Consider the following 12,734-nt stretch of genomic DNA (forward strand, 5'->3'; position numbering starts at 1 on the left):
AAATAAGCAAATTAATTGCGATTTTCATATGATGGTTTTATTGACCTAATACCTCCAGTATCGGCTTACCAATATTGCCGTTCGGTTCAGTAATATGCAGTAAAGAAGAAATAGTCGGCGCAATATCTGTCATATTAACCACTCTGTTTGAAACACCCGGTTTGATGCCCCATCCCATAAATATCAACGGAATATGGGAATCATAAGGTGTCCATGTGCCGTGCGTGGTTCCTGTAGAGCGCGGAGATCCGTCATACCATTGCGGTTCCAGTACAATCTGGATAACTCCGCTTCTTTTCATGTTGTACCCGTTGATGATGCGCTCACGAATAGGTTGCGGAATCGCCATATTGTCTCCTTTTTCCACATCTACTACATAGGCTACTCCTTCTTCTTTTTTCAATACTTTGATAATCTCTTCTTTTACTTTATCGACATCCAGATTGGATTTTTCGATTAGCGGGTAATTCAGGTGAACCTGATAGTTCATCAGACTTTTAACCAGCTTGGTAACTCCGAATTTTGCATTCAATGCTTCATCCAGATCTTTCATTACCTGACGGGAAAAGAAATAACCTCCATTTCCTTTCATATCCATAAAATAGCGGGAGTTATAGGATGCACCATGATCTGCTGTCAGGAATAAAGTATAGTTACCCTGTCCTACTGTTTTATCCAGATAATTGAAAAACTCTTCCAGCTGTTGATCCAGACGCAGGTAAGTATCTTCAATTTCAATAGCAGATAAAGAATAGCGGTGACCTACATAATCTGTGGATGAAAGGCTTACACAAAGGAAATCCGTGTTTTTTGTCGGATTATTTCCCATTTTTTCATTCTCTATAGCTGCTTTTGCCAGATCCAGAGTCAACTGGTTGCCATATGGAGTTGTTTTGATCAGCTCATAACCTTCATCCTTCATCAGCTTGGAAGTAAGGTGAGGAAATGTTGGTTTATCCTCGCCTGCCCATTTTCCTTCGTATACATTGTCATCAGCAATACTGGAAGTATAGGTTGAAATATCATAAAGTGTATTCCAGTCTTGTTTCAGATATTTATCGGCTAGTTTCTTGTTGTTAAAATCCTGTACCCATTTTGGCAGTTGATCCATATAGAAATTACTGCTGATCCAGTTACCTGACTTGCTTTCAAACCAATAAGCTGCATTTGCAAAATGACCGGCAGGCAAAATTCCTCCTCTGTCTTTGAGAGCAATACCGATTACTTTTGACTTGAAATTAGAAGCCAGGCGCAATTGATCTGTCACCGTAGATGTTAACAGATTGCGTGGAGACTGTTTTCCTTCTTTTTCAGTAGTTCCTACACCTGTAACACTTGTATCTTGTGTACAGTACATAGATTCTCCGGTCTGTTCCATGATCCAGTCGTTTCCTGCTATACCGTGAATAGACGGTACACTTCCGGTGTAAACCGAACTGTGCCCGATAGCAGTATAAGTAGGGATATAATTAATATATGTATTCTGGCAGGTAAAGCCGTCATCTAACAGTCTTTTGAAACCTCCTTTACCGTAGCGGTCAGCAAAGCGGTAAAGATAATCCCAGCGCATCTGGTCTACCATTAACCCGACCACCAGTTTTGGGCGTTCAGGTTGATTTTGTGCCTGGGCAGTCAATCCCAGTATTCCGACAGTGGCTAATATTAGTACTTTTTTTAGCTTCATAGTAATATTAATTGTTGTTTAAATGATTCTTTAGGTATTGTCCTGTGTAAGATTCCTTGCATTTGGTGAGTTCATCCGGAGTTCCTTCAAAAACCAGTTGTCCGCCTTTATTTCCTCCTTCAGGACCAATGTCGATAACCCAGTCCGCAGATTTGATCATCTCCATATTGTGCTCGATCACCAGGATACTGTTTCCTAAAGCGATCAAAGCATCGAAAGATTTCAGTAATTTTTTGATATCATGAAAATGCAGACCTGTAGTCGGTTCGTCAAAAATAAAAAGGGTCTTTTTACTGTTGTTCCCTTTGATCAGGAAGGAGGCAAGTTTGATTCGCTGTGCTTCTCCTCCGGACAAGGTACTGGAAGACTGCCCCAGTTTTACATAGCCCAGACCTACATCCTGCAGAGGTTGTAGTTTGGAAATAATTTTAGCCTGATCCTTGAAAAATTCAAGGGCTTCATCTACGCTCAGGCTTAATATATCAGATACATTTTTGTCCTTAAACTGTACATCCAGGACATGTGGTTTGAATCGTTTGCCTCCGCATGCTTCACATGGCAACACAATATCCGCCATAAATTGCATTTCGATTTTTACTTCTCCCTCGCCCTGGCAGACATCACAGCGTCCGCCTTCCACGTTAAATGAAAATGCAGCAGGTTTTAAGCCTCCCGCTTTTGCAACCGGAAGATTGGCGTACAGGGCACGGATTTCATCCCAGGCTTTTACATACGTCACCGGATTAGATCGGGAGGACCGGCCTATCGGATTCTGATCGACCATTTCCACTTGCTCTATACTGTTAATATCGCCTTCAATAGCGTCGAAGATACCTGTTTGCTCTCCGGAATAATTACCTATCGCTTTTTGGAGAGCAGGAAATAAGATTCTTTTCACTAAAGAGGTTTTTCCCGAACCGGACACCCCGGAAACAACGGTAAATACATTGAGAGGGAAGGCAACATCTATGCCTTTGAGGTTATTTTCTCGAGCACCTTTAATTTTGATGCTATCATGCCATTTTCTTCTTTTGGCTGGAATATCAATTTGCTCAGTTCCACTCAGATACTGGCCTGTCAGACTCTTTTTATCCTTCAGGATCTGAGAGTAGGTACCTGCAAATACTAATTCTCCCCCGTTAATACCGGCTTCAGGACCGATATCAATAAGGTAGTCCGCAGCTTCCATCATTTCCTGTTCATGCTCCACTACGATCACCGTATTTCCAATGTCGCGTAGTGATTTCAGCACCCCGATAAGGCGTTGTGTATCACGGGGATGTAATCCTATAGAAGGTTCATCTAGAACGTAGATGGATCCCACTAATGAGCTTCCAAGTGACGTAGCCAGATTGATGCGTTGAGATTCTCCACCGGATAAAGAATTGGATAAGCGGTTAAGAGTCAGATAACTCAGTCCTACATCGCACAGAAACTGCAGTCTGTTATTGATCTCTGCCAATAACCGTTTTGCGACAATCTCTTCATTTTTTGTCAGTTTTATCTCCCGGAAAAAAGTGAGCGCCTGATCTAATGGTAACAGTACAATGTCGGTGATCGAACGATCAGCGACTTTGACATAGGTTGCATCTTTACGCAGACGAGACCCTTTACAATCCGGACAATCTGTTTTGCCCCGATAGCGGGATAGCATGACACGATACTGGATTTTGTAAGTTTGCTCTTCCAGTTCCTGAAAGAACTCATTCAATCCTCGGAAATAAGAGTTTCCTGTCCACAGCAATTCTTGCTGCTCAGGTGTCAGATCCCCATATGCACGGTGTATCGGAAAATCGAATTTGAGTGCAGATTTGATAAGAACCTGCAACCATTCTCCCATCTTTTCGCCGCGCCATGGTGCGATAGCACCATCATATACCGAGCGACTCTTATCAGGAATCACCAGATCCGGATCTATGCCTATGATTTTTCCGTAACCTTCGCAACGGCGACAGGCTCCATATGGATTATTGAAACTGAAAAAATTGGGAGTGGGTTCTTCAAATGTAATACCATCCAGCTCAAATCTATCAGAGAAAAAATGCTTAGCACCATCTATATCAACAGTACAGACTCCTTTTCCTTCGAAAAAAGCAGTTTGCACAGAATCTGCCAGACGACTGATGGTTTCTTCCTCCTGATCTAACCGGATGCGATCAATAACAATTTGTACCTCATCATCTTTGAAGGATTTGTTCGCCACATTTTTATCATCTATAAGCTGCTCTATCTTTTGCATCTTGTCCTGATACCACACGCGGACAAAGCCTTTTTGTAAGAGTAAAGAGAGCTCCTCCTTTAGTTTTCTGTTGTTCAGCGGGATTAAGGGAGCAAATATGGTAACTGTAGCCTCATCCTGTGCTTTCGAAATAAAGTCTACAACGCTTGATACCGTATCTTTAGTTACTTCCTTTCCTGAAACAGGAGAGAAAGTCTTGCCTATACGGGCAAAAAGGAGTTTAAGATAATCATAGATTTCTGTAGATGTTCCTACGGTAGATCTTGGATTGCTGGTAATGACACGCTGTTCAATAGCAATAGCCGGCGCTATACCTTTTATATAATCTACTTCAGGTTTATTCATCCGGCCCATAAACTGACGGGCATAGGAAGAAAGGCTTTCTACATAACGGCGTTGTCCCTCTGCATAGAGGGTGTCAAAGGCTAAAGAAGACTTTCCCGAACCGGACATTCCGGTAATAACTACAAGTTTGTTTTTCGGAAGACTGACATCAATGTTTTTGAGGTTATTGACTCGTGCTCCTTTTATAAGTATATGAGTTTTAGGGCTGTTTTTTTCAGAATCTTGCATGCAATGGTGACTTATCACGCTGTTTTTCAGTGAATTTTCGAAAGCAGCATGGCAAATTTAAGGAATTAAAATATCTTATGATACCCTGATCGACGGAAACTAATTAAACAACAATATCTTTACACTTCGGTTATAAGCACGTCTGTTACTCTTCTTCCGGGCTAACAGGCGCCTCAGCAGGTGCAAGATTTGCCAGGAGCTGGTTTACTTCTTCTTCTGTAGAAATCAGTTTGGTGCGACAGACTTTGATAAGGAGAGCTGCCCGTTTGATCTTTTCGGACAGTTCATCAATATTCGTGCTTCCTGAAGAGATATCATTGACAATTTGTTGCAGTTCGTTGAATGCATCTGTATAGCTGTAGTTAGTCTCCATATTGGTGGGTATTAATGGCATGTACTGTACTGGAAACTTCTCCATCCTGCACGCGTGTGCTGATGCTGTCTCCCGGTTTGACCTGTACCGTTGAAGTCAGTAATTGCCCGTTTATTTTTGTTATTGAAAATCCGCGTTGCAGCAGATGTACCGGATCAGCTAACTGCAGCAGCTTTTCTGTATTTTCTAGAAAAGAGAGTTGCTCCTTTACGTGTTGCTGAAATCCGGTTTTAAGATCTTTTTCCAGAATATGGATATTATTTTTAGCCATCTGGACCATATGTTGCGTAGTCCATCTGATATCTGTAGCAAAGACATTCAGTTTCTGAGCCTGTTGTTCAAATATCAGGCTGCTGTAATGGCGGATTGTTTCGGAGGCGCGATCCAGCGGGATAGCAAAATTATGAAATCTCTGCAGAAGAAAATCAGCTAATTCACTGGGGGTAATAGCATTTTTATAAGCCACCATTTCACTTACTGTGAGGTTCGTTGAATGTCCTATACCCGTAAGAACAGGCAATGGAAATATAGCTATAGCTCTTGCCAGCAGATAATTGTTATAGCTGGATAGTCCGACTTCTCCACCACCTCCCCGGATTATGGCAACTACATCATATTTATCCTGATGTTCTGCCACTATACCAAGCTGTTGAATAATGGAAGGAACAGATTTATCCCCTTGTAACAGGGCAGGATACAGAGTGCATTCGAATCGGTATCCCCAGGGGTTCTGGTGAATGATCTTGTAAAAATCGGATAATCCTTTACTTGTTTCTACAGAAATAATAGCTATACGCTTGGGAATTACAGGGAAAGGGAGAGACTTGTTCAGATCGTAGATGCCCTCTTCTTTAAGACGTTGTATGCTCTCCAGTTTTTCTTTTTCCAGTTCCCCCAGTGCGAAAGTCGGATCTATATCTACAATTTTAAGACTCAATCCATACATAGGATCGTAGGAGATGCTGGCCTGAAAAAGCATGGTGATACCTTCGCGAAGCGGCTCGCGTACCGTCTTCATAAAATTTATGTTGATCCGGTTGTAGTCCGCCTTCCAGAGGATAGAACGAATTTCTGCGACAATTTTACCATCTTTTTTTTCAACCAGTTCAGGATAACAATGTCCGGAATGCGTATAATGATTCAGCTTATTCATCTCCGCTTTAATCCAATACATACTCTTGTAACGATCCGCAATAGTCTTTTGAATACTTTTCGTTACTTCCAGTAAGGAGAAAATGGTTTTATTGTCGATAACCTCTGGCATTAAACAAACTTAGACAATCTTTCTTTGATAAAAAAGTGACGATTTTAGCAGATTGTATGTAATATTTTTACTGGATTGGAATAAAAAAGACAATTGAATGCATGTTTGTGCATTTTTGAAATTTAAATTTACAGCAAAAAAGAATTTATTCGTTACTTTTATCATCGTAAACCCTAAATTAAAGACGTATGAAAATCCATAAATGGGTAATCGCAGCAACTGTTTGTAGTTTTTTGGGAACACTTCCTCTGTATGGACAGTATAAATCTGCTGTCAAAAATGAGAGTGTGTTGCTCCTTAATCAAGAGGGAATAATTCCTCTTAAAAAGCTGGATGACTATAAAATTGTTATTGCCAGCCCTTCTTCAGATAAATTTGCGGATTTTATTGCTCAGGCCGAACGTTACACCGAATTTGAAACAAAGGGGCTGGAAAAACTGGATGAGAGTATTAAGTATGCGAATACGGTTATTATTCCACTACATGATGCGGATATCACGGATCAATTCGTCTACCAACTGGTGCAGGCCCGTAAAAATAATAAAAAGATCATCCTTGTGGTTTTCGGTAACGGAAGCGGATTGACGAAATTGAACAGCCTTACAATACCAATTCTGTTTAATACAAATACAGATAGTCAGACGCAGAAAAACGCGGCTATGACAATTTTTGGCGGGATCTCCAGTACCGCAAAACTGGATAAGACTTATAGTTTTTATTTTCAAAAGGGAGCCGGTTTCAATACGAATCAAACCAGACTTCAGTATACAGAGGGGCAGAACAGCTCTCTTAATCTAAATAAGCTCACAAAAAAAATAGATGAGATTGCCGCAGAAGCCATCAGCAAACAAGCGACTCCTGGTGCTGTAGTGATGATTATTAAGGATGGACAGGTCATTTTTGAAAAAGGTTACGGATATCACACTTATGACAAAAAGACGCCTACGACTATAGGTAATATTTTTGATCTAGCTTCCGTGAGCAAAATTGCAGGAACAACGCCTGTTATTATGCGTCTTACAGAACAACATGTGATCAATCTGGATAGTACCATAGGAGACTACCTGTATCAGGCACAGGCAACCAATAAAAAGAACATCTCCTTACGAAGTGTAATGTTGCATGAAGCAGGATTTACTCCCTTTATTCCATTTTACAGAAACCTGAAACCCGGAGATCTGGAACGTCGTTTTTCGGCAAGTCATCAGGTGAAAGTTGCAGATAGCTGTTATTTGCTGAACAATTACTACAGAGATGTGATGTGGCCTGAAATGCTAAATTCTCCGGTCAAGCCGGTCGGCAATTATGTATACAGTGATATCAGTATGTATGTCATGAAAGAAGTTGCTGAGCATCAGACGGGCGTACCTATGCAGGATTATGTACAGAAGAACTTTTATAAGCCTTTGGGTATGAAGACTGCAGGATATCTTCCAAGAGACCGTTTTGCAAAAGAAAATATTATTCCTACAGAGCATGACACTTCTTTTCGTAAAGTCCTTTTACAAGGTTATGTCCATGATCAGGGAGCTGCAATGGCCGGTGGAGTGGCGGGACATGCCGGGCTTTTTGCTACTGCAAATGACCTGGCCATATATGGTCAGTTACTTTTAAACAGAGGAGAGTATGGGGGAAACCGCTATTTTAAAGGAGAAACAGTGGATTTGTTTACCAGCAAACAATCCGCAACGAGCAGACGAGGACTTGGATTTGACCGTTGGGATCCGAATCCAAAAAATGAATATCCTTCTAAAGGTGCAAATAGCTCCGTATATGGACATACCGGATACACCGGTACATGTATCTGGATAGATCCGTCTAATCAGCTTATCTATATTTTCTTATCCAACAGAGTTCACCCGCAGGTTTCATCCAAATTGCTGGACCTGAATATCCGCAGCCGGATTCAGGATGCCATATATGAGACACTTGATGAAGTAAAGAAATAAAAGTAGGGTCTGTCAATCGTCGTAAAGCCGTATTCTAATGAAATATCCATGTCGTACAGGCTGCACAAACACCAATGAATATAGTTTGGATATTCCATATGACCATTGAAAATCAAATTATATACATGGAATAAAAGATACTCTTATGATTAAAATAGTCAAACAGTTAACTGTAGGAATTACACTTATGAGTACTTTCTCTTCTGTATTTGCCCAGGATTACAAACAGATTCATAAGGATCTGATTGTTGTGGATGGCCATAATGATGTGATCTATGAATCTATTTTCAAAAGCAAGGATATTGGTAAGCGGCTGAATACAGGCCATACAGATCTCCCCAGGCTTAAAGAAGGTGGGGTGGATGTACAGGTCTTTGCTGTATGGTCGGATGATAAGAAATGGAAAAAGGGTGCATTTAATCATGCAAACGACCAGATTGATGCGCTGGAGAAAATGATTTCGAAAAATTCGCAGCAGATCGAACTGGCCAAAAGCTCCAAAGATATAGATGCCATACTGAATAAAGGAAAGATTGCTGCGGTGATAGGTGTCGAAGGTGGCAACATGATTGAAAGCAAAATTGCGAATCTGGAAAAGCTATATGACAGGGGAGTCCGTTATCTTACATTGACGTGGAATTATAATCTTCCATGGGTTACAGCAGCAGCTATTGAGGTCAAAACAAGCTCTGATAAAGGTAAGGGACTGACAGCGCATGGAAAGGATATTATCAGAAGGATGAATGAACTGGGGATGATGGTAGATCTTTCTCATGGAGGTGAAAAGACTTTTTATGATGTTATCGCCACATCTACCAAACCGATTTTGGTATCTCATAGTAATGCCTATGCTTTGATGCCACATTATCGTAATCTGAAAGACGAACAACTGGAAGCCTTAAAGAAAAATGGCGGAGTAATCGGTGTAAATTTTTATTCGGGATTTTTGGATCCGACATATACAGAACGGGTCAAGAAACTTTACCGCAAGCATTTTGGAGATAAAGGGAACTATAAATTATCCCCGACCCGCCAATATGAAAAACTGCCAAAGAAATTACAGCATGAGGCTAATGCTCCGATGTCCAAATTGCTGGAACATATTAATTATCTGGTTAAGAAAGTCGGTGTAGACCACGTGGCCATAGGATCCGATTATGATGGAATCGAATCTCCTCCGCGTGAGCTGGAAGATGTAAGTACATTCCCCTTATTGACTAAAGCACTTCTGGAACAAGGGTATTCCAAAGAAGATGTAGGCAAAATAATGGGTGGGAATTTTCTACGCTTACTGCGCGAAAACGAAGTACATTAGAATTTCTGATCAATACTTCTGAAGTTTTTCTTCATAAATTCATTATATTCTTTCTCCTCGATATTCATCTTATCGTACCAGTTTTTCTTGAGGATCAGTGAGGTAATTCCTAAGATCAGTATACTGGTAAATAATGGAAAGCCTTGCTTGATTACGATATACATGGGTATGAGGGTCAGGCTGCATTGCCAGATAATGCCGATAACAATATTGAACATATCACGCTTGAAGTTTGTGTTTTCCTTAAGATCCGGATATTGTGCCATTGCTTTCTGGATGATAGGCTTCCAGAATCCCCAGGGACGTACTTTGATATAAAAATCTATCAATACTTTTTCTTCTGTAGGTTTGGATAGCAATGTGCCTGCTATACATCCGGTAACGGATACCAACAGGAGTACAGGAAAATAATAAAGAGGAAGTATATCCGGAAAAAACAGCGGTGCAATCATGGATGCGATGATACCTGAAAGCATGCCCCAGAAGAAACCGTTCCCATTGAAGCGCCACCAATGCCACTTCAGTACATTGGCTGCAATATATCCGCCATACAATGCGGATACGATCCATTGCAATACGGAATTGATATTGCTGACATACATACCAATAATGGTACTGATAATCACGACAAGAGCAGATACGATATAGCTCACTCTGATCTGTGTCACTGCTGAAGCTTTTTTGTGTATATATTTCAGGAATACATCATTGACCATATAGGCCTGTGCTGCGTTGACTGTAGAGGCGAATGTAGACATAAAAGCAGATAAAAGTCCGGCCAGTAAAAGACCCACCAGCCCTACGTGTGCAAATTCATTAATTGCTCTGGGTAAAATAGTTTCAAAATCTATACTATTTCCCATATTGTTAAAGTCTTCGCTGAAAAAGACAAGTGCAAGAACTGTGAAGCCCATAATCATAAGGTATCTTGGTATCAACAGAATGACAGATACAGAACCACTCATGAGCGCTGCCTCTTTTGGGCTTTTGCAGGCTAATATCTTTTGCATATCATAATTGGCTGCCGGACCTGCCATGCTCATAAAAATTCCTTTGAAAAGCATCATCATCACAAATATGGTAAACAGACTATACTGATCTTCATTGATTTTGTCCATAATGGAGGGGATGAGATTACTCCAGTCGAGGTCCAGTGTCCAGCCAAAAGACGGAGAATCCCAGCCTGCAGGAGTGTGAGCTGCCAGCATTTCAGGGCTTACTTTATTCATCGCGATAACAGCGATCACAATTCCGGATACGGTCATGATACTGAACTGTACAACATCAGCCCAGACAATACTGTGCATACCGCCTAGCATCACATAGAAAGTTGCAATACCGGTGAAAAAAATTCCGTACACCTGTGCGACGGATGCTGTTTCAAGATGAAGCGGAATATATTGGGAGACAAATTCCCAGGGAAAGAATACTTCCATAAACTTGCCGATCCCGATAAATCCATAACTTAAAAATCCCAGTACACCCATCAGGGCATAGAGGATCACGATAGTATGCGAGAGATTGGCTCCCCGTCCATAACCAAACCGTGTACGTATCCATTCTGCTCCTGTAAGTACATTGGAGCGCCGCAACCATATCGAGAGATAGATCATAAGGAAAACCTGATTAAATACAGGCCACAGCCACGGAATCCACAGACTCTTGAATCCATACACAAAAGCAAGGTAAACCATCCACATGGTGCCTGAAATATCAAACATTCCGGAAGCATCGGAGAGACCCAGTAAATAGAAGGGAAGAGATTTGCCGCCCAGAAAATAAGAGTCAAGATTTTTAGATGCTTTCTTTTTCAGCAATAAGCCGATGACAATCATTGTAATGAGGTATACAACAATAATAAGAATGTCTATAAACTGGAGTTTCATTGGAAATCTGCTATCCTTTTGTATGTATCAACCGGAATATAATTGTTTAAGGAGCGGCTAAAGGTACATTTTTTCTCTTTCTTTACAAGTGTAATATAGTAGTCACCGGTTAGTCTCCAGAAATTTTTCCTGAAAGCCGACTAATATGTAATAGGTTAATATATAAAATATACATTGTCTTTGTTCTGTCCCATTCTTGTTAGTGGATAGAACGTAAATAACAGCATGAATACACTCACCTTTTTATTCATGCTTTTGGTTGTATATATTGTTTCTGTCAATGAGCTCATTAATTTTTTTTAAAGATTCTATGGTTCTTAAACCGTCTTGCGGCGTGTGAAGACAATAATCCAGTAATTGATCTATCGAAGAAACGGCTACGTGCATGCGGGTATCACTGGATGCGTAATAAATATAAACGGTTCCGTTTTCATCGGCAATCCAGCCATTGGAAAACAGTACATTGGATACGTCACCAATCCGCTCATCCTGTTCCGGAGCCATGAAATAGCCTGCCGGCTCGGCAATCAGTACATCCGGATTGATCAGATCAGTCAGGTACAGATAGAGTACATATCGTAGCCCGGCTGCGGTATGTCGTACACCATGTGCCAGGTGCAGCCAGCCTTCAGCAGTCTTCAGCGGAGAAGGACCTTCTCCGTTTTTAACCTCTTTAATGGTATGATAATGACGCTTATTAATGATTATCTCGTTTTGAATTACGGCGTGGCGGATATCATCTGTGAGTGCCCAACCAATTCCGCCTCCGTTTCTGGCCAGAATAAAATCATCCTGAGGGCGTGTATACAGGGCATATTTGCCATTTACGAATTCAGGATGTAAGACGACATTACGTTGCTGGCTGTCAGACTTGATATTGGAAAGTCTTTCCCAATGTGTAAAATCTTTTGTCCGGATAATGCCTGCTGAAGCGATAGCAGATGACAAATCTCCCGGAGAAGCTTTCGGATCATGTCTTTCACTACAAAAAACGCCATAAATCCACCCGTCTTCATGGGCTGTCAGGCGTATATCATAAACATTTGTCTCCTGTTCATCATTATCAGGAAAAGATAAGGGGCGCTCCCAGAATCGAAAATTATCAATCCCATTGGGACTTTCGGCTATAGCGAAGAAGGATTTTCTGTCGACCCCTTCTACACGAACAAGGAGAAGATAGCTGCCCTTCCATTTGATTGCTCCTGCATTTAATGTAGAATTGACCGGGATTCGTTCTAAAAAATGTGGATTTGTTTCGGGATTAAGGTCATATCTCCAGTTTAACGGAATATGATGTTTGCTGATAACCGGATATTTATAGCGATTTATAATCCCATTGAAATCCGATTGAGGCATATTGGTTCTCGTCAGTAACTCTTCGTGTCTGTCAAAAAGTAATGTTTTTCGCTGGTTAAAAAAGTGTCCCCTCATGTTGTTCTGCTGGCTCATGT

8 protein-coding genes are annotated in these 12,734 nt (G+C 41.0%); 2 read left to right on the plus strand and 6 right to left on the minus strand.

Annotated features, from left to right (window positions below):
* Positions 1 to 37 precede the first annotated feature (37 nt).
* The 4 genes from pafA to xseA all read right to left on the minus strand — a co-directional run bounded on the left by pafA (position 38) and on the right by xseA (position 6,133).
* Complete coding sequence (gene pafA / locus B4B65_RS00935) at positions 38 to 1,684, minus strand: alkaline phosphatase PafA (protein WP_201681119.1); 1,647 nt, start codon at positions 1,682 to 1,684, stop codon at positions 38 to 40.
* Between the two features lie 7 nt (positions 1,685 to 1,691).
* On the minus strand, positions 1,692 to 4,496 hold the full coding sequence (gene uvrA, locus B4B65_RS00940) for an excinuclease ABC subunit UvrA (protein WP_293912541.1): 2,805 nt from the start codon (positions 4,494 to 4,496) through the stop codon (positions 1,692 to 1,694).
* A gap of 145 nt (positions 4,497 to 4,641) precedes the next feature.
* Positions 4,642 to 4,869 (minus strand): exodeoxyribonuclease VII small subunit, encoded by a 228-nt coding sequence (xseB, locus tag B4B65_RS00945; protein WP_293912544.1) that lies wholly within the window; start codon positions 4,867 to 4,869, stop codon positions 4,642 to 4,644.
* The gene (gene xseA, locus B4B65_RS00950) at positions 4,859 to 6,133 is read right to left on the minus strand and encodes an exodeoxyribonuclease VII large subunit (RefSeq protein ID WP_293912546.1); all 1,275 of its coding nucleotides are present in this window, start codon (positions 6,131 to 6,133) and stop codon (positions 4,859 to 4,861) included. The genes xseB and xseA overlap by 11 nt, the downstream gene beginning before the upstream one ends.
* A gap of 188 nt (positions 6,134 to 6,321) precedes the next feature.
* On the opposite strand from xseA, the gene B4B65_RS00955 reads away from it, so the two are divergent.
* Both B4B65_RS00955 and B4B65_RS00960 read left to right on the plus strand, forming a co-directional pair.
* Positions 6,322 to 8,082, plus strand: a complete 1,761-nt coding sequence (locus B4B65_RS00955) for a serine hydrolase domain-containing protein (RefSeq protein WP_293912549.1) — start codon at positions 6,322 to 6,324, stop codon at positions 8,080 to 8,082.
* Positions 8,083 to 8,227: 145 nt separating this feature from the next.
* The gene (locus tag B4B65_RS00960; RefSeq protein ID WP_293912552.1) at positions 8,228 to 9,397 is read left to right on the plus strand and encodes a dipeptidase; all 1,170 of its coding nucleotides are present in this window, start codon (positions 8,228 to 8,230) and stop codon (positions 9,395 to 9,397) included.
* On the opposite strand, the gene B4B65_RS00965 is transcribed toward B4B65_RS00960, so the two are convergent.
* Both B4B65_RS00965 and B4B65_RS00970 read right to left on the minus strand, forming a co-directional pair.
* Positions 9,394 to 11,283: a sodium:solute symporter family protein gene (locus tag B4B65_RS00965; protein ID WP_293912555.1), complete on the minus strand. Its 1,890-nt coding sequence runs from the start codon at positions 11,281 to 11,283 to the stop codon at positions 9,394 to 9,396. The two genes, B4B65_RS00960 and B4B65_RS00965, sit on opposite strands and share 4 nt — an antisense overlap.
* A gap of 243 nt (positions 11,284 to 11,526) precedes the next feature.
* Positions 11,527 to 12,732, minus strand: a complete 1,206-nt coding sequence (locus tag B4B65_RS00970) for a glycosidase (RefSeq protein ID WP_293912558.1) — start codon at positions 12,730 to 12,732, stop codon at positions 11,527 to 11,529.
* Positions 12,733 to 12,734 lie beyond the last annotated feature (2 nt).

This window comes from Sphingobacterium sp. UBA5789, from assembly GCF_002418355.1.
GTDB lineage: Bacteria > Bacteroidota > Bacteroidia > Sphingobacteriales > Sphingobacteriaceae > Sphingobacterium.

Coding starts and splice junctions, on each gene's coding strand:
- pafA (WP_201681119.1), bottom strand. CDS start 1,684: ATGAAGCTAAAAAAAGTACTAATATTAGCCACTGTCGGAATACTGGGA.
- uvrA (WP_293912541.1), bottom strand. CDS start 4,496: ATGCAAGATTCTGAAAAAAACAGCCCTAAAACTCATATACTTATAAAA.
- xseB (WP_293912544.1), bottom strand. CDS start 4,869: ATGGAGACTAACTACAGCTATACAGATGCATTCAACGAACTGCAACAA.
- xseA (WP_293912546.1), bottom strand. CDS start 6,133: ATGCCAGAGGTTATCGACAATAAAACCATTTTCTCCTTACTGGAAGTA.
- B4B65_RS00955 (WP_293912549.1), top strand. CDS start 6,322: ATGAAAATCCATAAATGGGTAATCGCAGCAACTGTTTGTAGTTTTTTG.
- B4B65_RS00960 (WP_293912552.1), top strand. CDS start 8,228: ATGATTAAAATAGTCAAACAGTTAACTGTAGGAATTACACTTATGAGT.
- B4B65_RS00965 (WP_293912555.1), bottom strand. CDS start 11,283: ATGAAACTCCAGTTTATAGACATTCTTATTATTGTTGTATACCTCATT.
- B4B65_RS00970 (WP_293912558.1), bottom strand. CDS start 12,732: ATGAGCCAGCAGAACAACATGAGGGGACACTTTTTTAACCAGCGAAAA.